Source organism: Psychrobacter aestuarii (assembly GCF_904846035.1).
Taxonomy (GTDB): domain Bacteria; phylum Pseudomonadota; class Gammaproteobacteria; order Pseudomonadales; family Moraxellaceae; genus Psychrobacter; species Psychrobacter aestuarii.
In genome coordinates, this window is the sequence record NZ_CAJGYT010000001.1 from 1,094,010 (window position 1) to 1,119,675 (window position 25,666).

Sequence of the window (25,666 nt, forward strand, 5' to 3'; positions counted from 1 at the left end):
AAGCTGTGCCTATATTCTGTATCTCTGGCGCACTTTGTCAAGCGCCGATGTATATCTATAGCATCCACAGGGCGCGGTCTCGCGCCGCCATCAGCTCTCGATATATTGCGCCGCCTCATCGAGCGACACACTGACCAAGGTCGAGATGCCCGCCGTCGGCATGGTGATGCCTTTTAACTCATCGGCAATTTGCATTGCCAACTTATTATGACTGATAAAGACAAACTGCACCTCGTCCGCCAGCTCATGAATCAGGCTGGTAAAGCGCGTCACGTTGGCATCATCGAGCGGCGCATCGACCTCATCGAGCACACAAAATGGCGCGGGATGCTGCTTAAAAATCGCAAAAATCAGACTGAGCGCGGTCAAGGTTTTCTCTCCGCCTGAGAGTACCGCAAGGCGACTGTTGCGCTTGCCTTTGGGCTGCGCCATTAGGGTCAGACCTGCGCGCCAGTGCTCGGCTTTTGGCGTGCCAGCGGGCAGCTCGTCAATGTTGAGGCTCAGGCTTGCTTTGCCGCCACCGAATACTTTGGCAAACAGACGCTCAAGCTCGGCATTAACCGCGCTCAAGGTCTGCATAAACAGACTTTTGGTGGTCTCATCAATCGCGCTGATGGCGCTGCTAAGCGTCTCGATACTTTGGCGAATGTCGGTGGTCTGCGCTGCTAACGGCTCAAGGCGCGCCTCCACATCGGCAAGCTCGGCGGCGGCAGCAAGGTTGACCGCACCGATACGCGACAGCTTGCGCGTCACCGCGTCATAGTGGGCGGTCAGCTCGGCGGTCTTGTCTTCGCTTAGGCGGTGCGGATGGGCAATAAAATCACTGAGCAGTGAGCCAACGTGTTGGGACTGGCTGCTACCGCTATGCTTTTGATAAGCAGCAATGGCGGCTTCGGTATGCGCGCGCGCGTCTTCTAGGCGCTGATTGCTGAGCGCTAATGCGGTGGCGGCTTCGGCGGCGGCGTGCTGTTTTGCTTGTAGCAGCTCGCTTGCCGCATCGAGGGCGGCTTGGCGGGTGCTGTAGTCGGCTTTTAGCGTGCTTAATTCTTGCTCACGCTCGGCGAGCAGCACGCTTTTGGCGTCTTTTGCGCTTTGGGTGCGCTCGCAATTGGCAGTCAGCTCGGGCAGCTGCTGCTGATAGCGTTTTTGCCGCGTAAGTAGCGTTTGCGCTTTGCGCCCTGCTTGGTAGTGGCGCTCTTTGGCTTGCACTAGACTGCTGCTGCTGTGCTCGTGGCGGATTTCTTGCTGCTGGATGTTTAGCTGTAACCCTTGATAGGCGTCGTCATCGGCGCGGCGCGCTTGGCTCATGGCTTGGCGCTCGGCTTGATGACTGTCGCAGGCGGCGCGCGCGGCGTGCAGCTTGGGTGTCAGCGCGTTGATGCTCGCTTGTAATGTGCCGAGGCTATCGGTAATCGCTTGGCGCTCGTCATCCAGCTCTTTTTTTTCATTATCGAGCAGCGCCTTGTCCGCATCCAAGCGCTGGGCGGCGCTTTGGTTGCGCTCAAAGGCAGCACTGCGCGCGCTGTAGGCTTGCTCGGCGCGATGAATGTCTTGGGTCAGGCGCTGGCTTTGGGCTTGCAATTCTTCGAGGTTAATTTTGATGGCGTCATGGTCGCGGGTCTGCGCCTTGATGGTTTTACTGCGCGTGTCCATCGCCGCCTCAAGCGTATCGAGCGCGTCTTCAAGTTCAGTCAAGCGATTACGCTGGGCAAGGCGCTCACTTAAAAAGGCGCTGCTGGTGTCGGTGTTGCCCATTAGCTTGCGCAGATGCCATGTGCCGTGCGTACTGACCAGCCACCCATCGGTAGTGAGCAGTAAGGCGTGCGGCGGCAACTTTGCCAAGATATTGCTTAGCGTACGGCTGTCGCTATCGTCAGCAGGCGCATACAGATAACAATGCTGAAAAATAGACAAGGCAGGCGCTTTGATTAACTCGCGGACGGCGAACACATCAGGCGGCAGGTTTTCGGTAGCGGTGGTTGCCTGTTGTGCGGGCAGCCATAAGCCAATATGGGCGGCGCTTTTCTTATCCTGAGCGCTGTTTTTATTATGCTTACTATTATTGTCGCTGCTGTCTGTCTCAACGCCTTGCTGATACTGCCATAGTAATGCGCTTAATGACGCATCAGCGCTCAAAGCTTTGCTGTCCAAGACATGGGTGTCCAGTAACATCGCAAGCCACGTATCCAAGGTGGCGGCGTGCGCTTGTCCCGCTGCGGTCAGCTCGATGTGCTCGCGTAGGGTCTGAATATACGCCTCGACCGCGTATGGCGTGACGCTATTGGTAGTACTGTTCGCTTGGCTGGGCGCGTTTTTGGTTGGTGCAGGGTGCAGAATTCGGTGCAGCGCGTCATATTCGCCCGCTAAGGTGGCATGGCGCTTTTCGTCATTGCTGTGCGCGCGGGTAAGCTCATCAAGTGCGGCTTGCAATTTGGCAGCTTGCGGCTCGGCGTCTTGGATTTGCTCTTGTAGCGCTTGCTGCTGCGCGTTTAAGGTGTCGATATGCGCGCGGCTGTCTTTTAAGCTTTTAGCGCTGTCTTCAGTATGTTGCCCCTCACTTTGCGCTTGGTGCTGCGCGAAGCGGTTTTGCCAGCTCTCTTGCTGCTGCGTCCATTTGTGCTCGCTGCGCTCAAGGCGCTTTTGTGCTTCGCGCTCGATGGCGCGCTGCTGCTCAAGGGTACGCAGGCGCTCCTCTAGCTGGTGCAGGGTTTGTTTTGCCTCATCCCACGCCGCTTGTAGTGGCGCGCTAGAAGATTCATAGCGGGCGCGCTTTTCGGTAATCTCAGTCAGTTGAGGGCGCAGCTCGCTAAGGCTTTGCGCTTGCGCCCCAGTCTCTGCCTCTAGGCGCTCGATGTCGGCATCGAGACGCTCGCGCTGACGCTCGATTTGGGTAATTTGCTCGTCAATTTGCGATAGCTGCGCGGCAAGCTCATTGCGCTGGTGCTCACTTTGTTGGTGCGCGAGCTTTTCTTCATAAAAGCTCGACTGCGCCTCGTCTTTGAGCCATTGCGCCTCATTAATGCGCGCGCTTATGGTGTCTTGTTTTTGTTTGAGTAAGGTAAAAGCCTGCTGCTGTTCGCTCGCGGCAGCTTCACTTTGGCTCTTTTGCGCCTTTTGCGTCATTTGCGTTTGTTTAGCGCGGTAGAGCGCTTGGATGCTGAGCGCTTGTGCCAATTCGCTTTGTTCTAAGGTTAAGGCGGCGTGCGTTTTGGCGCTTTCGGCTTGTTTGCCGAGGCGTTTTTGTTGCTGAGTCAGCTCGCTTTGGATGTCGTGTAGGCGCGCCAGATTGTCGCGGGTTTGCTCGAGTTTTTTGTAGGTTTCTTCGCGTCTGACCTGATAGCGCGACACACCTGCCGCCTCTTCGATAAACTCGCGCAGCTGCAACGGGCTAGAATCAACAATACGCCCAATCATACCCTGCTCAATCACCGCATAGCTGCGTGCGCCCAAGCCTGTGCCCAAAAAGATGTCCACCACATCGCGGCGGCGACAGCGCGTGCCATTGATAAAATAATCCGAGCGTCCCTCTTTATTGACTTGGCGGCGTACCGACAGCTCGTGATACAGGTTCAGCTCGTGGCGGATGCCCGTGTGCTCGTCTTGGGTGTGCTCAAAGGTCAGCTCGACACTAGCGACGCTTTTGGCGACGCGGGACTCTGTCCCTGCAAAAATCACATCACTCATCGCCCCGCCGCGCAGCTGCTTTGCTGAGGTCTCGCCCAGCACCCAGCGAATGGCGTCAATCACATTGGACTTGCCGCAGCCATTAGGACCGACGATGGCGGTGATGCCTTTGGGAAAATTGAACGTCGTGACATTGGCAAAAGACTTAAAGCCTGCCAATTTTAAGGATTTTAGGCGCATGGCGTGTCAATTCATCTACAAAAAAAACCAAGCGCCATTTTAACGTAAATCGCGCTTGGTTTTTAGGGTTTCTCGACTCAAGATATCGGGAATAGTAAGCGTCTAAAACACCCCAAGCCCACTTAATAACAACTGACCGCCTGCAATCAGCAGCAAAATACCAAAGGCGCGCTTTAAGGTTGCTGCGGGCAGTTGATGCGCCCACTTTGCGCCGAATTTTGCCATGATAAAGCTGGCAATGGAGATAAAGAAAAAGCCCGTCACATGCACAAAGCCGACCGCGCCATCAGGCAGGTTTTGCACGTCTTGACCGAACCACGCAAAGCCGAGCGCGCCCGCCACTGCAATCGGCAACCCGCACGCCGCTGAAGTGCCAACCGATTGCCGCATGGGCAGTCCCGCCCAGTTTAAAAACGGTACGGTCAAGCTGCCGCCGCCAATACCAAAGATTGAGGACGCCAGCCCAATGCCTGTGCCCGCGCCAAATTGGATGCTTTTGGGGGGTAAGGGTTTGCCCAATTGTTCTTTATTGGGGACGAACAGCATTTTAAAGGCGACGAGTAATGCGCCCGCGCCGATGATGGCTTGTAGCGCGTCGCCGTCGATTTTATCGGCAACGCCTGCACCGACGATACTGCCGATGACCAAGCCGCCTGCCATGTAGCGCCAGATGTCCCAGCGCACGCCGCCGCGCTTGTGATGCGCGCTTAGCGAGCTGATGGAAGTGACGACAATCGTTGCCAGTGACGTGCCGACTGCCATATGGGTGATGACATCGGGCGGCATCTGATAGGCGGTAAAAATCCACATCAGCGCAGGCACGATAATCATACCGCCGCCCACGCCAAACAGTCCCGCACAGACGCCCGCAAATGCCCCTGCGATAACAAACCACATATATAACATTATCGCTTCAACCTTTCATCGCACAAAATTTTGTATCATAATAGCCAACTTGCTCGGCAAACGCACGCACCAAGGGTGACTGCTCCGCCTGTCACACCGCGCACCCTCTGCCCCTCTTACCGCCAAAAATAAGCGAGTACGCCATGTCCGCTGCCCACACGCCGCCCCTGTTTCATCGCCATGTGGCACAAAGTGTCTCGACCAACAGCGAGCTGATTGCCGCGCTGCAAGCGGGCGAATTGGACTGCACGCAGCGCCATTTATTGACCGCAGACACGCAGTCAGGCGGGCGCGGACAGCATGGGCGCTCGTGGCAATCGCCCAAGGGTAATGTGTATCTGTCACTGTATCACCCGCTGTCTGTACCGCTCAGCGGTATACTGTCACTGATTATCGGCAGCAAGCTTGCAGCAATGCCGATTATTCAAACGCTAAATGACGCACGGGCTGATAATGCACCCGCAATCGGCGTAAAATGGGCAAACGATTTGGGCTTTTATCAAGACATAGCGGATACGGCAACAGGGCTGCATTATTTTCAAAAATTGGCAGGTATTTTAATTGAGCCTGTGTGGTATGCGCGCAAGCTGGTCGGCATCGTCATCGGCGTCGGCGTCAATGTGCAGACCACGCCGCAGCTGACCACCCGCACCGCTGAGGGTATGAGCTATCACGCGATTAGCGTGCAAGACATCATCAATGACTTGCCAGCGCCCATCGCCGCGCCTGCGCTGCCTGACTTATACACACAACTCAGCAATGCTTTAACCCAAGCAGTCGCGCAATTTATCGCCCTCTCAGGCGATGACACCGATGCAACCGAACACGCCATATTGCGCGAGTTCGCCGCCGCTGATGTGTTGCGCGGCAAGATGCTACGTATCAGCGAATCAGGGCAGCTGGCAGACGGTACGATAACAGGGCGCGCCGACGGCATTGATGCACACGGCTGCTTGCGTCTGATATTGGCGGATGGCGAGGTCATTTCATTATTCACAGGTCGCATTGATGTCATCGACCCTCACGCAAACAAGGATGCGCATGCTCTGGCTTGATTTGGGAAACACGCGGTTAAAATACTGGCTGACCGATGATATCGGGCAGATTGTCGCGCACGATGCCAAGCAGCATTTGCAGTCCCCTGCTGAGCTGTTGATGGGCTTGACCGACCGCTTTGAGCGCTATGCGCCTGATTTTATCGGTATATCGTCAGTGCTGGGTGCGGCGATTAATACCCGCGTGGCAGAGACGTTGAGCCGCTTGGACATTCCCTTTGAGTTTGTGCATGTCGATGCCAATCATGCGCTGCTCTCAAGCCGCTACGACGCCAATCAGTTGGGCGTTGATAGATGGCTACAGATGCTCGGCGCGGTGGACAAAAAAAAGCGCCAGTGCGTGATTGGCTGCGGTACGGCGGTGACCATTGATTTAATTGACCATGCGGAGCATTTGGGCGGCTATATCTTTCCCAATATTTATTTGCAGCGTGAGGCATTATTTTCGGGCACCAAGCAAATCAGCATTTCAAACGGCACTTTTGACAGCATTGACCAAGGCATCCATACCCAAGACGCGGTGCATCGCGGGATTTTGCTGTCCATTGTCGGCGCGGTCAACGAAATCCACCGCCGCCACCCGAACTTTGAGCTGATTATGACAGGCGGTGATGCCAGCATTATTGCTCAGCATATCTCTCGCCCTGTGCATCTGCGCGACAATCTGCTGCTGGGCGGTCTGGCACGCTATTTTGAGCACAGACGTCAGCCTGTGGATGAGTAGGATACTCAGACCCCACGATAGTAATGGGCAAGGTGACTCTGCCTCGTACCGCGACGCCATTTCTCATAAAGGGCTGAAGTCTCGCCCTTTTTAGTTTTGCTGTGATTTGTCTATGATTGCTTGCACCCAATCTGTCTTTACCAATAATTGATATGTCATTTATGCGCCCTGTGGTATCAACTAAAAATGTCACCGAAACTTCAATATCCCCACCTGACTCATTAATAAAAACACCAGAGAGGTTGGGCGGGCTAATCCAGTGCGCATCCGAGGCATGAAGCTGCACCACCGTTTTTGAATCCTCAATCAATTCGGCATGGCTGGGTATTGCCGCCACCATTGCGCCCAATAATAGTGCTGCCGCTACGCTACTTTTTATGACACCAGCTCGCAAATAAACAGACATAAAACCAGTAAATTCCTTATTAGAATAAGTTAAGAAGTATCAAGGCTAATAAACATCAGCACTCTTACGCCGCATACTATAGCATCATTTATTCTAAAATTTACTTTTGTTTATCAATTTGTTAATAAGATAAGAAAAAACCGCGCCAGCTTATGCCAGCGCGGTTTTTTACAAATACGGTCAAATTTTTACAACACTGGCTTGGCAAAGATTAAACGGTATTTTTCGTAGCATCAAAAGACGAAGCTACAGCAAGCAAGAAAAATACCGTTTAATCAAGTGCCTTTGTCTCAGCATATCGCTTTCTTTTGAACCTAACTGTTTTTTGCTAATAAATTAAGCCGTCGGCGATTTAATGGTCACGGTTGCGATGACGTTGCCCGCTTCATCAAGACGCTCCATCACCAGCTCGTCTTCGGTTTCGGTGGTGGTCTGCCAGTTGCCTGAGACGTGCGGCGTGCCTGTCGCCATAACCGAGATGGCTTTGTTTTTTAGGCGAATCATCGGCGGCTTGTGCGCGTAGCCTGCGTGCTCAGCGCCCAAGATATCATCGGCGATGGTCGCTGCCTGCGCCCGTAGCGGCGCGACATAACGGCAGGGCACACCATCAATCGACATACAGTCGCCAATGGCGTAAATATGGTCGGCATCAGTACGCAGGGTGCTGGCGTCTACGGTGATGCCCGTGCGGCGGTCAAAGCCCACGCCCGCCGCCGTTGGCAACGCCTCATCGACCATCAAGCCTGTGCTGGCGATGACGTGGTCGACTTCGATTGAGGTGCTGTTGCCCGTCCCATCATTGTGATGATAGTCTACTTGTAGCGCGCCATTCTCCAGACGGCTGACGTTATTGACTTGGGTATTGCCCAAAAAGCGAATGCCTTGCGAGTCAATCGCCTTGGCAATACGCGCCGTGGCGGTCGCTGGCAGCATCTGTGATAGTGGCGCGTCGTTGAGGTCAATCAAAGTGACCTCATGCCCTGCTTTGAGCAAATCTTCGGCAATCTCGGTGCCTACCATGCCCGCACCGACAATCGCCACACGCTGACTGCCATTTGCCAGCTCGTCTTGCAAGCGCCCAAACTGCTCGATATGATTGACGTGCCACACCACATTGCGCGGCAAGCTCGGTGGAAAAATTGGATGCGCGCCCATCGCGAGCACCAGCTTGTCATAGCCGATGGTCTCGCTGTCATCGCCGTCTGTATCCGCAGGCTTGATGCTGATAGTTTGCTTGTCTGCATGGATGTCGGTCACAACGGTATGGGCAAGCAAATTCACATTGCTCGCGCTCGCCGCGTCTGCCCCACTGGCGCGCACAAGGTCGGCGGCGCGTTTGTTTTGGCTGATTGCCATCGTCAGCATTGGCTTGTGATAGCGGTCGGCATTGTCGGCGGTAATGAGCGTAATCGGCACGTCTTTGTCTTTGCTGCGAATGGCATCAATCACATGCCAGCCCGCCAGACCTGCGCCAATCACCACCACGCCTTGATTATTTGCTTGCTCTGCACTCATAACGACTCCCTTACGGATAGGTTTTTTCATTGCTTTTAGATATGTGGCTGCCAGATGCGCTTGCGGCAGCATGACTGGCGCTATTGTAGCAGCTATCGCCACCCAGCTCACCTCTCACGCACACGGACAATCTATTGATAAATGCGCGCGCGTCCCCATAAAGTTAGCAACTTCTCAACCGTATATGATCCTTATGACTCAAGACACTACCGACCGCCAAATCCCAGCTGCCGACGCCTATCACAACGACATTCGCCAGCGCTTTTTTATCGAAAACTCGCCCGTCCGTGGTGACGTGGTGCGCCTATCGCGCAGCTATGCGAGCATCATTGCGCAAAAAGCCTATCCTGAAGCCATCAAGCGTTTGCTTGGGGAAATGCTGACCGCTGCCAGCCTGTTGATTGGTACGCTCAAGGTCAACGGTCGCCTGTCGATTCAGTTGCAGTCGTCTGATGAAAACAGCCTGCTCAACTGGGCAATGGCAGAGTGTGACCACGACGGCGTGATTCGTGCGCTTGCCAGCTGGAAAGCCGACACCGAAGCGCAAGTGCAAGCATGGGACAACAAAACCCTTGCCAAAGAAGCCTTTGCAGAACTGGGCGCTGTGGGCGAAGGCGTGCTGTTTATTAATATCCACCCTGAGGGCAGCGAAGCCTATCAAGGCATCGTTGAGCGCAGTCACGAGACGCTCGCTGAGTGCCTCGCGCACTATCAAAAGCAATCGGCACAGATTCCGACCTTGATTAGCCTTGCCTCAGACGGCTTGCAAGCGGGCGGTATCCTAGTGCAGTTATTGCCGCGCCGCGATGATGAAGAGCAAGAAAAAGTCGATAGCGACCTATGGCCACGTCTATCGATGCTGACGCGCACCATCAAGCCTGAAGAGCTGACCAGCCTGCCTGCGACTGAGCTTTTGTACCGCTTGTACAATGAAGAAGAAGTGGTGTTGCCTGAAGCGGCAGCGCTGAGCTTTGGTTGCACCTGCTCAAAAGAAAAATGCGCGATGGCGATTGAGCAGATTGGCGAAAGCGAAGCCTTAGACATCGTTGAAGAGCACGGCGGCGCACTTGAGATGGATTGCGGTTTTTGCGGCGCGGTATATCGCTTTGATGCTGCCGATGTGCAAGAGATTTTTGAAGAATAAAGCATAAGCACTTTTACGTAAAAAGTAATAAAAAACACCGCGTCATTCTATGCAATGCGCGGTGTTTTTTTTGCTTTATTGCGATAAGGGATTAAGCCTTTATTGTCGTTATGACAGCTAGCGTTACCACAACAGCTCAAAGCGGTCGGGGTAAGAATGAATGCGGCTGCGCAAGGCAAAGTCATCATCGAGTACGTGTTTGCCATTGTCCGCCAGCCAGCTGAGTACCTGCTGATGCACGCGCTCGTTGTACAGCAAGTTATAATGACTGACGCCATAAAATACCGCCTTGTGCGCCTCGGGCACGAAGAGCACGTGCTCATCGTCCTCCGCCTCGCCCAGCGCTGAGGCAACCGTGACCAGCCCATCGCCCAAAAAACTGCTGGCGCGGGTATCGTAATGCTCTTCCATCAGCGTGCCCGCCACAAAATAACTGTGAATATCGAGCGGCAGCTCAGCGGGGTGCAAAAATTCTTGCGGCAACACGTCACGCCCTTCAAGCGACTGCCAGTCTTCTTCGCGGATACTACCATAACGCAAATCAATAATGCCCGCGCTGCGCAAATCACCGAGCTTGGCAAACGAGCCTGCAAACGGCAGACGCGCCCACAAGTCATGGATATAGTAGCCGATGCGCTCAAGGCTGGCGCCATGATGCGGTGAGCCAAGGGTCATCAGGTTGCCCACGCGCTGCGTCCAGCGGTTGCCTTGCAGCTTGCCATAAAACAAGGCACTGCGTGACACCAGCCCGCCCATGCTGTGACCGATGATGTCCAGCTGGGTGATGTCGGGGTGCTCGTGTATCAGGCGCTCAAGCTCGGCGGCAAGGGCGCAGCCGTTCTCCGAGATGCGCCGTCCTGTATTGTAATCAAGGTACAGCACTTGGGTATTGGGCAGCTCCCGCTGAATAAGCGCGCCCAAATTGTCGCCGTAGCTGTTCTCCCAGCTAAGATGACTCATACACAGCCCATGGCACAGTATCACCACCCGCCCCGATAGCGACGCTTGTGGGCGGTTGCCTTGGGCATCGTATAGGCTCATGCTGACGGCAAGGGGGTTTTTTAGGCGTACCAGATGGTCACCCATCACGCCATTTAACACATTAATCAAGCGCTTAATGCGGGTGGAGACGGGTTTGTTACGCGGCGGGCGCAGCTGATTGTACCAGCGCATGCCCGTGGTCATGTTGTCTCCGACAAACATGGTCACGTTACGCACGCCGCCATAGATGCGCCCGATAACGCCTTTTGGCCACTTGTTGATGTTTTTTTCATTCAAGCGCCCAAGCGGACGCAAAATAATCTCGCGATGCAGCGCTTCGGTAATCTCGGTCGCCCCGACCACGCCCACAGTCACCAGCTGCGTCAGCCCTTCGACCACGTCTGCCAAAGACTGCGGCGTGCCTTTGCGCGCATCATCGGATTGGCGCTCAGACAACAGCGGCGCAATGTCCGTCATGTCTATCGATTCGAGCTGCGCGTACAGCTCGGCATCGAACATGCTGTCGTGGGCGCGCCTCGCTCTGGCAATGCGCTTCGCACGTTGGCGGCGTTTGAAATCCAAAAGGTTATTACTCATACAGGCTCAATACAATTGGGTTGTCACATATTTACTAGGTGCTCATACTAGCGGCTCGGTATCTGCTGCGCCAAGGGCGGATTTGTATCCCATGTATAGGCGTTGTTAGACCGCTAAAGGTGTTGCCGCGATGACCTAGGCATTTTTCGCGGGGTGTTATGGCTATTTATGGGCGCGCACAACAAAAAACCACCCAAGCCTCTGCACTGGGTGGTCATGTTCGCGTGACAGCATCATTTAGGCGCACGGCATCTGAGCAGCGCCGTCAGTATTAAACGTCGTCAGCATCAAGCGCTGGCAGCGGGCGCAGCAAACGACTCTGCCAAAATCACGCCGCCATCTGGACGGGTAATCATCACCGTCGCTGAACGCGGGGTTGCGCCGCCTGCGACCGCGCCCCATGTGTTGCCAGGGTGCTGAATGTTAATAAACAGCGTCTTAAAATCAGGGGTCATGGTGATGCCCGTCACTTCACAGCCTTCTGGACCAACAAAGAAGCGTTTGATGTTGCTCTCGTTCGCCTGCATACCAAGGCGCGTCTCTTGTCCTGCTGCGGTGGTCACCACCATGCCATCATTGACTTGACCGAGCAGCGCCGCGAGCAGCATACAGTTGGTGGTGTCGGTGTACGCGCCGTCATCGGTCTGAATCCACAACACGCCGCGCGGGTCGAAGTACAGACCATCTGGCGAGGATAAGTCGTTGTTGTTGTCTAGCCCCGAGAGGTTCTGTGCCGCAAGGTCACTTGGCGCGGCGAACAGGTAAATGTCCCAGCTAAAGCTCGTTGCTGCATGGTCGCTGCCTGCTTCTGCCCAGCGGATGATGTGCCCGTGGTCGTTGCCTTTGCCGTTATAGCTGCGCGGGTTGGCGCCATCGACAGGCTGGTCAGCGCGCTCGCCGCGGTATTTATTGTTGGTTAAGGTCACATACACGTCACCAGTAATGGGACTGACAGACACCCACTCAGGGCGGTCCATCTTGGTGGCACCTAGCGCGTCGGCGGCGGCGCGTGCAAAGACCAAGACCTCATCTTGCCCTGCAAATGAAAAAGGCGCATAGCTGCTGTCTAAGCCATTTTGACCATAGACCAAAGGCTGCCATACACCGCTGCCATCGTCATTAAACACCGCCACATAGAGCGTGCCGTCGTTCATGTATTTGTCACCCGCCGCCAAGCCTCCGCCGATGTCGCTGTCTGACCACAGCGCGGTGGACACAAACTTATAGATATACTCGCCGCGTGAGTCATCCCCCATATAAAACACCACGGGCTTGCCCGTTTTGACGGGTGCAAACGCGCAGTTTTCGTGGGCGAAGCGACCAAGCGCAGTACGTTTGCGCGGGGCGGCAGTCGGCGCAAAGGGGTCAATCTCGGTGATAAAACCAAAGGTATTAAAGGTATTGCGGTGGTCATCGGTCGCGCTCGCGCCTGAGGCGGTCATGTCCCAGCGTGCAAACTCATCAGTAAAGATGGCATCGCTCGCAGGCGGCGTGTGCCACAGATAGTCCCAACCTGGGAAATTTTCACTCGCACCGTAACGGGTGCGACCGTAGTTTTCTTTACTGCTTAATTGACTGGCGTCCGCACCGCGCGCGAACACCCCCAAAAAGTTCTCTTCCGTGGTCAGATACGTGCCCCACGGCGACATGCCAGCGCCGCAGTTGTTGTTGATGCCGCGCGTCTTATAGCCTGTCGGGTCAAACTTGGTCTGTACCCATGTTGAGCCTGCCACAGGACCTGTCAGCGTGGCTTCGGTGCTGCTGGTGATGCGGCGGTTGTAGTTAGATACGGGCACCATCTCATAGCCGATGCCACTGGCGCGGCGCTGCATCTCGACCACGGAGACGCCGTGACAGTTGACCTCGCGGCGCACGTCCGACGCCAGACGAAACTCTTGATAAATTGGCGCAGCGTTTTTGTCTTCTTGCACATAATACCCAAAGGGGCTCAGCTCAGCGCTGTTAACGTACTCGTGATTCATGACCAAAAGACCACGGTCTGCGGTTTTTGGGTCGTAGTTGTTGCCTTTTTTGCCAAAGAACCACATGCCGTCATGGTTGTCGCCCATGCGCTGCTCAAACGACTCGGCAGACTGCTCGCGGTTGTCTTTCCAATCGGCAAGCCCTGGCATCAATGGCGTGCCAAGCGGCAAAATCATCTCCGCCTGATAGCCCTCTGCCACGCTCATTTCAGCAGCGGTTGAATGCGCCACCGCGCTGAACTGTAGTGAGGTTGGGCGCGCCAAATCACCCGACGCAGGCACAGCGGCATTGTCCCCTGCACCGACCACAGGGCGGCTGCCGTTACTGTCATCGCTACAGCCAACGAGTGGCAACGCACCAAAGAATGCCGCAGCCGTCAGCCCCGTACCGCCTTTTAGCACATTGCGGCGGCTCAAACGGCGACTGATGATGCTACTCATCTCAGGGTTGTTGGTTGGGTTTGAGTCTTCCACCACTTCATGGGCGAGGTTTTGTTTGTTTAGGGCATTGGGCGGGGTTACGCGAGTCATGAGTCAGTCACCTTATTGTATTTTGGGTCGTGTTTATAAGCGCTTATTAGTGGTCAAAAACGGCAAGCAAAGCGATAAATCACGGCTGAGTGTACGTGCGCTAGATGACAGAACGTTGAAGGTTAGATGACGGTTTGATGACAGCGGCGCGTAAACACACCAAAGCCCTATGAAAGTAAAAATAAAACAAAAAAAGTCCCAAACACCGTAGCGTTTGGGACATTGGGGCGTGATACCCAGTCAAATCAGCCGTGTATTAAATGAAGTATGAAAGCTATCAGTGTTTAAGCAGTGCCCTACTTTACCACGGCGTGCCACCCATGCTCGCCCAGCGTCAGGCGCAGATTATCGCCCGCATGCAGCACACCAACGCCGCTTGGTGTACCCGTCATCACCACATCGCCCGCCTTGAGCGAAAACGCGTGGCTGATGTCCGCGAGCAGCTCATAGACCGAAAACAGCATCAGGCTGGTGTCGCCATCTTGCGCCAAAGCGTCATTGATATGCAGCTGATAATGAACCGCGCGCAAATCGCCAAATGCCTCAGGCGCGACCCAATCGGCGAGTACGCACGCGCCATCAAAGCACTTGGCACGCTCCCACGGATAGCCTTTGTCTTTGAGTGCGCTTTGTAGCTCGCGCAAGGTCAAATCCAGCCCCAGAGTCACCGCGCCTACCGCGTGCGCTGCTTCACTGACATCGGCGCGGCACAAGTCTTTTGCCAATCGCACACACAGCTCAGCCTCGTAATGCGTCTCGCCATAGGTCGCCGCATCAGGACGGACAACCACATTGTCATCCGCATCACGGTGGATATAGGCGATGCTGGACGCAGGCTTCATAAACAGCATGGGCGTGCTTGGGACACTGTTGCCCAGCTCTTCGGCGTGCGCGGCGTAGTTGCGCCCGACACAGACCACTTTTCCGACAGCCTGCTTGTGCGCAGCTGTTTCAGACGATTCTGGGTTGCCTGCGGCAATGGCATTTGCTAATGACTGATGTGGCGACTGACTCATGACGATACCTCACAATAATGACAACAAATAAACGGATGACGCAGCAGGCGCGACTTAAGGAATCGTACGCGTCACCACATCAGGTGGCACATAGCTCATATAGCGGTTGAGCTTTTTCTCAAGCAATCTAAAGCTGAACAAAATCACCCACGACAGCAGCAAGTACACGACACCTGCGGCAAAAAACAGCTCCATCAAGGTATAGGTACGCGCGCTGATGGTACGCGCCACGCCCGTGATGTCCATCAATGCGATGGTTGAGGCAAGCGCACTGCCCTTTAGCATAAAGATGACTTCGTTACTGTACGCAGGAATCACAATACCAAAGGCGCGCGGCAAAGTAATGCGCGTCAGTTTTTGCCATTTTGACATACCAATGGCATCCGCCGCCTCAAGCTCGCCTACAGGGATGGTCTGAATCGCCCCGCGAATAATCTCCGCCAAATAGGCGCTGGTATTCATCGTAAAGGCAATGATGGCGCACCAATAGGCTTGGCTCAGCACAGGCTCCCATAGGAACGAATTACGCACTGCCTCAAACTGCCCCAACCCATAATAAATCAAAAAGATTTGTACCAAAAGCGGCGTGCCGCGAAAAAAGAAAATATAGGCAAACGGCAATGCCTGTACCGCCCAGTTTTTGGACAGTCGCAGCTGCGCTAAAATCAAACCAAAAAACAGACCGACAATCCCTGAGATGGCCACCAGCTGCGCCGTTAATACCGCGCCGCCAAGCAAATCGGGAATGTGCTCAAAAATAACCTGCCAATTCCAATCCATGAGTATCTCTCCTCTACCCTGCGCTCGATTGACGGGTCAGTTTTTTAGCGTAGCGTGCCGCTGGGTTGGCGCGCCATTCCAGCCACATCATAAAACCGGTAATCAAAATCGTCAGTCCCAAATAAATAATAGCGGCCGCCATATAAAAGGTAAACGGCTGCTGCGTGGACTGCGCCGCACGTGACGATTGATACATGATGTCTTTGAGCCCCACGACCGACACCAGTGCCGTGTCCTTGAGCAGCACCAAAAACAAATTGCCCAAACCAGGTAGAGCAATCTGCCAGACCTGCGGCAACGTAATGCGCGAAAAAATCTTTAGCGGACGCATGCCAATCGCCTGCGCCGCCTCACGCTGCCCGACAGGAATCTCCTGAATCGCCATCCGAAAAATCTCAGTGGCATACGCGCCAAAAGCGATAGACAAGGCCATGACCCCGCCCCAAAACGCGCTAATCTCGATATAGTCGTTATAGCCGAATTTTTTGAGGATGCTCATCAGCAGCATCGAGCCGCCATAATAAATGAACAATACGAGCAGCAGCTCGGGAATACCGCGCATCGTTGCGGTGTATACCGTCGCAAGTTTACGCAGCAGCCACACATTCGACAGCTTGGCAGTTGCACCCAATAGCCCAAGCACCATACCAATGGCGAGGCTGGTCAAGGCAAGCTTAATCGTGACGGTTGCGCCGCTCAGTAATAGCGCGCCGAATCCTTGTAAGTCAAACACAGTTGTCCACTCACTCTCTTTATCTAAGCGGTTAAAAAAAAGGGTTAAAAATCTGTCTTGCTCGCCTTATCGCGTGCAGCCTCAGCGGGCTTGCCGCCCTGCTACGCTTACCCATCATCTGTCCGATAATTCGCCGATGGAATAAAGCTATCGCAAAATAACGCGTGATTTTAGCATATCCACTGCCCGCGATGTTACCGCACGCAGGCAAAAGCGCCGCGCAAACTTGACCTTATGGTCGTAAAACAACTGGCACGAGCGTAGAACAAAGCCTGCACCGCGCCGTTGTCGCGCTCTTTAAGCCTTTGCATAACAAATATCGACCGCGTATCTGTATAAAAAAAGGACATCACCTAAGCGGTCATGTCCTTTCATATTTAGCATCCGCATCAAGATTACTGCGCGGGGGCGCTGTCTGCGCTGGCGTCAGCCGTTGGCGCGGCGGCGGCATCAGTAGGCGCAGCCGTCTGCTGTGCTGCTGCCGTAGATTTGGTGCCAAAATAGCTGCCTGTGATTTTATCGTACGTACCATTGTCTTTAATGGCCGCAAGCGCGGTATTGAACTTAGCGACTAAAGGGTCACCTTTACGAAAGGCAATGCCCATCGCGTCATCACCGCTACTGATTTCATCACCTTTGATTTCATAGCCCTGACCTGCGTCCGTCGTCAGCCAGTTGAGCGCGGTGACTTCATCCGACATCATGGCGCGGGCGCGACCTGAGGTCAAATCGAGATAGGCGTTGTCTTGGGTGTCATACAGCTTGATGTCGGCTTCTGGATGGTCGTCTTGTAGGTATTGCGACGAGACAGACGCGCGCAGTACAGCCACTGGTTGACCTTTTAGGCTATCGACGGTGATGTCATCGCCTTTTTTACCGATAAGGACGATACCGCTGTAGTAGTACGGGTCACTGAATTCAACCACTTCTTGACGCTCAGGGGTGATGGACATGCCTGCGATGGCGGCATCAAACTTCTGCGCGTTGAGCCCTGGAATCAAGCCGTCCCAATCTTGCGAGATGACTTCGCAGTTGGCTTTCATTTCGGCGCACAGCGCATCAACAAGCTCAATCTCATAGCCGACCAGCTTGCCATTGGCATCGGTATAGCTAAAGGGTTTGTAGCTTGATTCGGTCGCGATTTTCACTGTGGTGGCGGCGCTGTCACTGGCGTCATCAGCAGCACCGCTCTCGGCGGTATCGCCACTGCCGCTACAGGCAGCGAGCAGCAGCATGGCAGCACTTAAAGGCGCAAGCCACAAGGCTTTGGCAGGATATGATATAGACATAACTGTATTTCCTATAATGGGTGGGGCATCACACGATAAAGACCAGCACGCGGTGCGCGTCTATTGACCAAAATTCGCCTGTTCCAGACGCGTCAGCTCGCCGTTACTACGGATTTCGCTCATCGCTTTGTCCAGTTCGCCTTTGAGTGGGTCGCCTTTTCGTACCGCGATGGCAATATTGTCATCATTGTCAATCTCATCGCCAACGATGCCAAAACCTTCAGGATTGTCTTTGAGCCACGCGGTCGCTGAGACTTTTTCAGCAAGTACCGCATCGCTACGCCCTGATTTTAAGTCCAAATAGGCATTGTCATAGTTGTCATACAGACGCACGGTGTTGCCGTTTTTGCCGTCATAGTTGTCCTGCAAATACGCGCCAGGCGTGGTCGAGCGCTGACCACCTAGGGTCAAGTTGCTAATCGCACTCGGGTCAAAGCCGCTTTTGGTATCGGTCAGCCATACCATGGTGTTGGCAAAGTACGGCTCGGTAAAGTCGACCTTTTCTTGACGCTCAGGGGTGATGGACATGCCTGCCACGACCGCATCATACTTTTGCGCGAGCAGTCCTGGAATGATGCCGTCCCAATCTTGGGCAACGACTTCACACTTGGCTTGCATTTGCTCACACAAGGCATTGGCAACATCGACATCAAAGCCAGCAAGCGTGCCGTCCGCCTTGGTGTAGTTGAATGGAGGGTATGCGCCTTCGGTGGCGATACGGATCGTCTTGCCTGCGGCACTGTCGCCAGCATCGGCACTGGTGTTGGCCTCATCATTAGCAGATTGGCTACACGCGCTGAGGCCGAGGGTGACTGCGAGGGTTAGTGACGACCACAATAGACGAGAGTCAGGCATCGTTGGTTCCTTAGTCTTTGAGAGTATCATCAGGTACAGCACTGACTTCCATGCCAGCGCGCGCCTGAATCAAGATTGACGGTATATAAACTTTCGATAATACCTCAGTCACTTATCAAAAACAAACGATTTGCATACGCACTGTCATTGTGGTGTAACGATTTTTGGATATATAACCCACTAAAAATAAAGACATTTTTTAGGGGTGCTAATGGCTCGCTGTCGTTATCGAAAGCGCGCCTGAACACTGATACAACGGGCGCTTACGCTTGACGGTGCGATGCCATAAAGTCTTTGACGCGCTCTGAGGTGGGGTTGTCAAACACCTGCTCAGGCGTGCCCATCTCTTCGATGACGCCTTGGTGCAAAAACACCACTTTGTTGGACACTTCGCGGGCAAAGCGCATTTCGTGAGTGACAATCAGCATGGTACGTCCCTCTTCAGCAAGCTCACGCATCACCGCCAGCACTTCATTGACCAGCTCAGGGTCGAGCGCGGAGGTCGGCTCATCGAACAACAGCACACGCGGCTGCATGGCAAGGGCGCGCGCGATGGCGACACGTTGGCGCTGACCGCCTGACAGATTGTCAGGATAAGCGTCTTTTTTGTCGAGCAGACCGACCTTATCGAGCAGCTTTTCGGCATCACTGATGGCTTGGTCTTTTTTGATGTTTAAGACTTGGGTTGGCCCTTCGATGATGTTTTGCAAAATTGTTTTGTGCGGCCACAGGTTAAAGTTTTGAAAAACAAAACCCACGCGCGCGCGCAAGCTCTCCAGCTGCTGATTACTGACCGCTTGCAGCTCACCTGACTTGTTGGGCTTGAGTTTGAGTATCTCACTGCCAATGATGATGTTGCCTTGGGTTGGCTTTTCTAGCAGATTGATGCAGCGCAGCAAGGTGGACTTTCCTGAGCCTGATGAGCCTAGGATAGAAATCACGTCGCCATCGTATGCGGTGAGCGATACCCCTTTGAGTACCGCCAATGAGCCGTAGCTCTTATGGATATCTTGTAAATCTAAGGCAATCGGGCGGGTCGAGTTTGGGGCAGTCTCAGGCATGGGTGTGCAGATTTCCAATAAATATGAATAAAAAGCGCCGCAGCGATGTGACGTGTGGTCACTTGTGCGCGTGCTGCGCCACATTGTCGCTCAAAACACCGCCACAAGGCAACCACTATGCCTGTCTAATCAGTGACTTGACACAAAAATGGCTCAGACGCATACGCCGAGCCATGGGTTCAATCAAATCATTATCGCCTGTTGGCTTAGTAAGTCGAGACGTGCTCTTCAGACTCTGTACCGTCGAGCACTGCCGTGTCATCGGCGCTTGCGACCGCCACATCATCCGTACCTGTACCGTCCGCCGTGGCGACCGCAGTGTCATCGGTAGCGACTGCCATATTGTTGTCTTGCGCTTCAGCCATCTCTGCCGATTGCTCGGCTGGCGCATCTGCGGTGGCTTCAGTGGCTTCTTCGGCATTGTTACTACACGCGCTCAAAAACAGCGCACTGGCAGCAAAAGTCGTTAGTAAGGTTTTTTTAAAAATCATGGTCGTACCTCATGGTATCTAATAGGGTCAAATGGAGGTTCATACTGTCAGGTTGTCAAAGCGCAAAGCGCGCTGTATTGGTATTTACTATACTGACTATCCACGTAACCTCTGTTGATGCTTCAAGCACTGTCTGTGCAAGATACGTAACGCCAGATACACAGCACGTATAAAGCGGCTATTATCCGATACCGAATGCTTTAAAATTATTCATAAAAATCATTTATAAACGCTTAATCACCAATGACAGACAGCCGACATAGGCGTGAGGACGTAGGCGATTTGTAGGGGTTTTGCTGAGCTATGGTAGGCAAATGGCGCGATTGGCGCAAATCAACTTTACTATTGCCCCGCTATCCTCTATGTTAAAAGGACAGTGCTGCTCAGGCAGACACAATGCTGCAGCGACAACGCTTTTTGTCGTAGGCAGCCTTTGTGCGTGACAGACCGTAAGAATAAATACGGTCAGTTCAGTACACAACGAGGGTGACGGTTCTATTGATGGACTCTCGCCCTTTTGTTTGAGCCGCCAAACCGCATTTTTAACGTTATTTTTCATTAATGAACATAAGGACAGTGTTTTATGAGTCAAGACAACACGACTGACATCACCACCTATATGCACAGCGTAGGCAAACAAGCCCGCGCCGCCTCACGCACCTTAGCTGCTGCCAACACAGGCAAAAAAAACGACGCCCTAATAGCGATTCATGATGCGCTCGTCGCTGCCAAAGACGATATTTTAAGCGCCAATAAAAAAGACATGGACAAGGGTCAAAGTAACGACCTTGACGCCGCCCTCCTCGACCGCCTTGAGCTGACCGATGCCCGCTTTGATGGCATGCTCCAAGGGCTAAAAGACGTCGCCGCCCTACCTGACCCTATCGGTGAAGTGACCGACATGACCTATCGCCCATCGGGTATCCATCTGGGCAAGATGCGCGTGCCGCTTGGCGTGGTCGGTATGATTTATGAGTCGCGTCCGAACGTCACTTTAGAAGCCGCATCTCTCGCGCTAAAATCAGGCAACGCCATTATTTTGCGCGGCGGCTCAGAAGCCTTTGAATCCAATCAAGCGATTGCCAAATGCATCTATCAAGGGCTAAAACAAGTAGAATTGTCTGAGCACAGCGTACAGGTACTACAGACCACCGACCGCGCTGCTGTGGGCGAGCTGATTACCATGACCGACTATGTGGACGTGATTGTCCCGCGCGGTGGCAAAGGTCTCATTGAGCGTATCAGCCGTGATGCGCGCGTGCCTGTGATTAAGCATTTGGACGGCAACTGCCATACCTTTATCGACCGTGATGCCGATGCGGATATCGCAGTCAGCGTCAGCGTCAATGCAAAAACGCACCGCTACGGCACCTGTAATACCATGGAGACCCTGCTGGTCGATGCGCCTGTCGCTAAAGAGCTGCTGCCTAAGATTGCCACCGCGATTGTCGAGGCGGATGATGCGATGCAGCTGCGCGTGGACGACACCGCCCAAGACATCTTGGCCGATGTGGCGGCGCTGGACGGGCATCTGTCTGCCGCGACCGATGAAGACTGGGACACCGAATATTTAGCGCCCATTCTTGCCATCAAAGTGATTGACGGTATTGACGCGGCGATTGCGCACATCAATACCCACGGCAGCCACCATACCGACGTGATTATCACCGACAACTACAGCAAGTCGCAGCGCTTTATCCGCGAGGTGGATTCCGCTAGCGTGATGATTAATGCCTCAAGCCGCTTTGCCGATGGCTTTGAATATGGACTTGGCGCAGAGATTGGTATCTCAACCGACAAAATCCACGCCCGTGGTCCTGTCGGTCTTGAGGGCTTGACCTCGCAAAAATGGATCGTCTACGGTCATGGCGAAACCCGCGCCTAACTGCCCCTTACGACGATAGACCACATACCAGCCTCAGCGCTGGTATTTTTTTATCTTGAGTAAGCATCATGCGCACGTTGTCTTTACGCGCGGTTTAACGCAATCCTTACGCAGTCCATACGCGAATCATGGGCACGCGCCTTTACAATGCCTGTTTGTCGCGTGAATAAACCGTTAGTAACCTGTAGCAAAGGACGCGTTATGCTCGTATTTGCCGTGATTTTGGTGGTCTCAGGGGCGCTGATTATCGGTGCACTGTGGGGCTTGTACGGCTATATGCCCGATTGGCTGCAAGGCAACTTACTGGCGCTGGCTGGTGGGGCGCTGATGATTTCGGTAGTCATTGAGCTGGTGCAGCCTGCCGTTCATGACAGTGGCTTATTAACCACTGCTGCCTTTACTTTGCTCGGCGCGGTGATATTCACCAGTGTGGATTATCTGATTGATGAAAAGATGCACAATAAAGGCGGCGCAGGTCTGCTTGCGGCGATTACCTTGGACGGCGTGCCTGAAAACTTAGCGCTTGGCGTGGCTTTGATTGGCAGTGATGCCATGCAAGTGGCGGCGCTGGCAGGCTCAATTTTATTGTCCAACTTGCCTGAAGCCGCTGGCGGCGCAAAGCAAATGGAGGAGGACGGCAACAGCCACAAGCGTATTTTAATGCTGTGGCTTGGGGCAGCGGTTTTACTGTCGCTCTCCGCCATCGCAGGCAAAACGCTGCTCAAAGACGTGTCGGATGACGTGATTAGTATCATTAATTGTCTTGCTGCAGGTGCGGTGATTGCCTCGCTTGCGACCGAGGTTTTTCCCACCGCCTTTAAGCGCGGCAACCACTGGGCGGGTATCAGTACCGCCATCGGTTTGATGATGGCACTTGGACTGCATCAGCTGGGCTGATAGACTACCGCCTGCGCATTTTTTATACAATTTTTTAGACAGTGCTTGCAACAAACGGATTTTTTATAAGTAATTTCTAAACGCCAGCTTATAGACTGGCGTTTTCTATTGGTGTCTGGTCAACGTGAGGCGTTGGGCGCGGCAGTATGGCAGCGCACACAGCGCGGTGTGACCGACAAGTCTGTTGCCGATAGTCATCCTATTTTAATTGACTATCGCCAGCAGTACGTTGATTCATAAACAAAGGATAGTGATATGGAAGTGACCTTAAACGGTTATTACACCTTGATTTTGGCGACTTTGGTGCTTCTGCTGGGACGCTTTTTGATTAAAAATGTCAAATTTTTAGAAAACTTTAACATTCCAGAGCCTGTGGCGGGCGGCTTGGTGGCGGCGATTGTGGTTTACGCACTGAACTTTTTTTGGGGTTACAGCTTTGATTTTCATCAAGGCTTACAGACCGCCTGTATGCTGATGTTTTTTGCCTCCATCGGTTTGAGCGCCGATTTTAGCCGCTTAAAAGCAGGCGGCTCACCGCTTCTTATTTTTACGGTGGTGGTGTCGGTGTTTATCATTCTTCAAGACACGGTCGGCGTCGTGATGGCAAAGGCCATCGGTCTTGACCCGTTATTGGGCTTAGTGACGGGCTCTATCGCCTTGACGGGCGGACATGGTACGGCAGGCGCTTGGGGCATCACGCTTGAAGAGCAATACGGCGTGGCGGGTGCAACGACGCTCGGCATTGCGGTGGCAACGTATGGCTTGGTCGCAGGTGGCATCATTGGTGGTCCTGTCGCGCGCAAGCTGATTAATGGCATGGGCATCAAGCCAAGCGAAGACAACCCCAACCCCAGCGAAGTCGAAAAACTCGCCAGCGAGCAGTCGCTGTACAGCACCAAGCACAACGAAGACGAGGCGCACGAGTCTCGCGATATGTTCTCAAAGCCTGATAACATCCGCTTGATTACCGCTTCTTCAACCATCGAGTCGTTGGCGCTGTTCGCAGGGGCGCTGGCGTTTGCGGAGCTGATGACGATGGTTGCCGAGGGCACATGGTTTGAGATGCCGACCTTCGTATGGGCGCTGGCAGGCGGCGTGATTTTGCGTAATACCTTGACGATGGTGTTTAACTTTGAGATGTTTGACCGCGCCATTGACGTGATTGGTAATGCATCGCTCAGTCTGTTTTTGGCGATGGCGCTACTGTCCTTGCAGCTGTGGCAGCTCACTGACCTTGCGCTGCCCGTGCTCGGGATTTTGCTGGTGCAGACCTTGGTCATGGTCATCTATGTGTACTTGGTGACTTTTAGAATCATGGGCAAAGACTATGACGCAGCAGTGCTGGCGGCGGGTCATTGCGGCTTTGGTATGGGCGCAACCCCGACCGCGATTGCCAATATGCAGGCGGTGACTGACCGCTATCTGCCATCGCGTAAGGCATTTTTGATTGTGCCGATGGTCGGCGCGTTCTTTGTCGATATCGTCAATGCCACGGTGCTGCAAATCTTTACGCAGTTGCCGTTTATGTAGGATTCGCTTTTATATAATAGTAAGCATAAAAAAACCGCCCTATCACAGGCGGTTTTTTTTGTTGGGCGCGGTGACATAAGCCACCCTCCCTACCGTTATGCGTTAATCAGTGCTTACTGATTTTTGGCATATACTGGCTTTTTCGCGCAGATGGCTTTTACTTTTTCGCGCGTTTCAGCGATGACGGTTTCGTCGCCGCGGCTGTCTAGCACGTCACACATCCAGCCTGCCAATTCTTTTACGTCGTCTTCATTGAAGCCGCGTGTGGTAATCGCTGGTGTACCGATACGGATACCAGAGGTTACGAATGGTGATTTTGGATCGTTTGGTACGGCGTTTTTGTTGACGGTGATGTACGCATCGCCAAGCCACTTGTCCGCTTCTTTACCCGTCATTTCTTGCTTGATTAGGCTGATCAGCATCAGATGGTTTTCAGTACCGCCTGAGACGATGTCATAGCCGCGCGCTTGGATGACTTCTGCCATTGCCTTAGCGTTTTTGACCACTTGCTGCTGGTAGGTTTTGAAGTTGTCTTCTAGCGCTTCTTTAAAGCAAATCGCTTTTGCGGCGATGACGTGCACCAGTGGGCCGCCTTGGTTGCCTGGGAATACCGCTGAGTTTAGCTTTTTGGCAAGCGCTTCATCACGTGAGATGATCAGACCTGAACGTGGACCGCGTAGGGTTTTGTGCGTGGTGGTGGTTGCCACGTCTGCAAATGGTACTGGGCTTGGGTATACGCCGCCTGCAACCAGACCTGCCACGTGTGCCATATCGACCATGAGGTAAGCGCCTACTTCGTCCGCGATGTCGCGGAAACGCTGCCAGTCAACCACTTGTGAGTATGCTGAGAAGCCCGCGATAATCATTTTTGGCTTGTGCTCACGCGCCAGACGTTCTACTTCTTCGTAGTCAATCTCGCCTGTCTCATCACTTAGACCATACTGGACGGCTTTGTAGTTGATGCCTGAAAAGTTCACGTGCGCGCCATGTGTTAGGTGACCACCCGCGTCTAGGCTCATGCCAAGTACGGTGTCGTTTGGCTCAAGTAGCGCTAAAAATACGGCTGAGTTGGCTTGGCTGCCTGAGTGCGGCTGTACGTTGGCGTACGCTGCGCCGAACAACTCTTTTGCACGGTCAATCGCCAACTGCTCAATCACGTCCACATGCTCACAACCACCATAGTAACGCTTGCCCGGATAGCCTTCTGCGTATTTGTTGGTCAAATCGGTACCTTGCGCTTCCATCACTGCTTGTGAGCAGTAGTTTTCTGAAGCAATCAGCTCGATGTGGCTTTCTTGACGCGCGCTTTCGGCTGCCATAGCTTCGGCAAGTGCTGGGTCAAACTCTTGGATAGAAATATCTTTAAACATATCGATGTCCTATGTAGTGACGATTAGCAAAAGGATAGTGTTGCGTGGACGATT

At 53.6% G+C, this 25,666-nt stretch carries 20 protein-coding genes; 7 read left to right on the forward strand and 13 right to left on the reverse strand.

Features of this window, described 5'->3' with window-relative positions; all coding sequences use genetic code 11:
- Positions 1-90: 90 nt before the first annotated feature.
- Together smc and JMW05_RS04535 are read right to left on the reverse strand one after the other, a co-directional pair.
- Complete coding sequence (smc, locus tag JMW05_RS04530; RefSeq protein ID WP_201504187.1) at positions 91-3,864, reverse strand: chromosome segregation protein SMC; 3,774 nt, start codon at positions 3,862-3,864, stop codon at positions 91-93.
- Between the two features lie 102 nt (positions 3,865-3,966).
- Positions 3,967-4,770, reverse strand: a complete 804-nt coding sequence (locus tag JMW05_RS04535) for a sulfite exporter TauE/SafE family protein (RefSeq protein WP_201504188.1) — start codon at positions 4,768-4,770, stop codon at positions 3,967-3,969.
- A gap of 143 nt (positions 4,771-4,913) precedes the next feature.
- Between JMW05_RS04535 and JMW05_RS04540 the strand changes: the two genes are divergently transcribed.
- Both JMW05_RS04540 and JMW05_RS04545 read left to right on the forward strand, forming a co-directional pair.
- Positions 4,914-5,825 (forward strand): biotin--[acetyl-CoA-carboxylase] ligase, encoded by a 912-nt coding sequence (locus JMW05_RS04540; protein WP_201504189.1) that lies wholly within the window; start codon positions 4,914-4,916, stop codon positions 5,823-5,825.
- Positions 5,812-6,549 carry a pantothenate kinase gene (locus JMW05_RS04545; RefSeq protein WP_201504190.1) on the forward strand — a complete coding sequence of 246 codons (738 nt, stop codon included), beginning with the start codon at positions 5,812-5,814 and terminating at the stop codon, positions 6,547-6,549. The genes JMW05_RS04540 and JMW05_RS04545 overlap by 14 nt, the downstream gene beginning before the upstream one ends.
- 742 nt (positions 6,550-7,291) lie before the next feature.
- Here the strand turns inward: JMW05_RS04545 and JMW05_RS04550 are convergent.
- Positions 7,292-8,470, reverse strand: coding sequence for an FAD-dependent oxidoreductase (locus tag JMW05_RS04550; protein ID WP_201504191.1), 1,179 nt, complete (start codon positions 8,468-8,470; stop codon positions 7,292-7,294).
- Between the two features lie 193 nt (positions 8,471-8,663).
- Between JMW05_RS04550 and hslO the strand changes: the two genes are divergently transcribed.
- Positions 8,664-9,614 carry an Hsp33 family molecular chaperone HslO gene (gene hslO, locus JMW05_RS04555; protein WP_201504192.1) on the forward strand — a complete coding sequence of 317 codons (951 nt, stop codon included), beginning with the start codon at positions 8,664-8,666 and terminating at the stop codon, positions 9,612-9,614.
- Positions 9,615-9,737: 123 nt separating this feature from the next.
- On the opposite strand, the gene JMW05_RS04560 is transcribed toward hslO, so the two are convergent.
- From JMW05_RS04560 to JMW05_RS04600, 9 genes are all read right to left on the reverse strand, one after another.
- Positions 9,738-11,192, reverse strand: a complete 1,455-nt coding sequence (locus JMW05_RS04560) for an alpha/beta fold hydrolase (protein WP_201504193.1) — start codon at positions 11,190-11,192, stop codon at positions 9,738-9,740.
- A 287-nt stretch (positions 11,193-11,479) separates the two neighbouring features.
- Positions 11,480-13,705 carry a PhoX family protein gene (locus JMW05_RS04565; protein ID WP_201504194.1) on the reverse strand — a complete coding sequence of 742 codons (2,226 nt, stop codon included), beginning with the start codon at positions 13,703-13,705 and terminating at the stop codon, positions 11,480-11,482.
- A gap of 296 nt (positions 13,706-14,001) precedes the next feature.
- On the reverse strand, positions 14,002-14,721 hold the full coding sequence (locus JMW05_RS04570) for a fumarylacetoacetate hydrolase family protein (protein ID WP_201504195.1): 720 nt from the start codon (positions 14,719-14,721) through the stop codon (positions 14,002-14,004).
- 54 nt (positions 14,722-14,775) lie between these two features.
- Entirely contained in the window at positions 14,776-15,501 is a 726-nt protein-coding gene (locus tag JMW05_RS04575; protein WP_201504196.1) for an ABC transporter permease, read from the reverse strand.
- A gap of 13 nt (positions 15,502-15,514) precedes the next feature.
- On the reverse strand, positions 15,515-16,234 hold the full coding sequence (locus JMW05_RS04580; protein WP_201504197.1) for an ABC transporter permease: 720 nt from the start codon (positions 16,232-16,234) through the stop codon (positions 15,515-15,517).
- A 395-nt stretch (positions 16,235-16,629) separates the two neighbouring features.
- The gene (locus tag JMW05_RS04585; RefSeq protein WP_201504198.1) at positions 16,630-17,523 is read right to left on the reverse strand and encodes a transporter substrate-binding domain-containing protein; all 894 of its coding nucleotides are present in this window, start codon (positions 17,521-17,523) and stop codon (positions 16,630-16,632) included.
- Positions 17,524-17,583: 60 nt separating this feature from the next.
- Entirely contained in the window at positions 17,584-18,378 is a 795-nt protein-coding gene (locus tag JMW05_RS04590) for a transporter substrate-binding domain-containing protein (protein WP_201504199.1), read from the reverse strand.
- 263 nt (positions 18,379-18,641) lie between these two features.
- A complete protein-coding gene (locus JMW05_RS04595) occupies positions 18,642-19,439 on the reverse strand; it encodes an ABC transporter ATP-binding protein (RefSeq protein WP_201504200.1) in 798 nt (265 codons plus the stop codon).
- Between the two features lie 206 nt (positions 19,440-19,645).
- Entirely contained in the window at positions 19,646-19,930 is a 285-nt protein-coding gene (locus JMW05_RS04600) for a hypothetical protein (RefSeq protein WP_201504201.1), read from the reverse strand.
- A gap of 583 nt (positions 19,931-20,513) precedes the next feature.
- Here JMW05_RS04600 and JMW05_RS04605 point away from each other — a divergent pair.
- The 4 genes from JMW05_RS04605 (at position 20,514) to gltS (ending at position 24,242) form a co-directional block, all read left to right on the forward strand.
- Entirely contained in the window at positions 20,514-21,815 is a 1,302-nt protein-coding gene (locus tag JMW05_RS04605; protein WP_201504202.1) for a glutamate-5-semialdehyde dehydrogenase, read from the forward strand.
- A gap of 201 nt (positions 21,816-22,016) precedes the next feature.
- On the forward strand, positions 22,017-22,712 hold the full coding sequence (locus JMW05_RS04610) for a ZIP family metal transporter (protein WP_201504203.1): 696 nt from the start codon (positions 22,017-22,019) through the stop codon (positions 22,710-22,712).
- 111 nt (positions 22,713-22,823) lie between these two features.
- Positions 22,824-22,952, forward strand: a complete 129-nt coding sequence (locus JMW05_RS12100) for a hypothetical protein (RefSeq protein ID WP_265090594.1) — start codon at positions 22,824-22,826, stop codon at positions 22,950-22,952.
- Positions 22,953-22,967: 15 nt separating this feature from the next.
- Positions 22,968-24,242 (forward strand): sodium/glutamate symporter, encoded by a 1,275-nt coding sequence (gene gltS, locus JMW05_RS04615; RefSeq protein ID WP_201504204.1) that lies wholly within the window; start codon positions 22,968-22,970, stop codon positions 24,240-24,242.
- 113 nt (positions 24,243-24,355) lie between these two features.
- On the opposite strand, the gene glyA is transcribed toward gltS, so the two are convergent.
- The gene (gene glyA, locus JMW05_RS04620) at positions 24,356-25,612 is read right to left on the reverse strand and encodes a serine hydroxymethyltransferase (RefSeq protein WP_201504205.1); all 1,257 of its coding nucleotides are present in this window, start codon (positions 25,610-25,612) and stop codon (positions 24,356-24,358) included.
- Between the last annotated feature and the right edge of the window lie 54 nt (positions 25,613-25,666).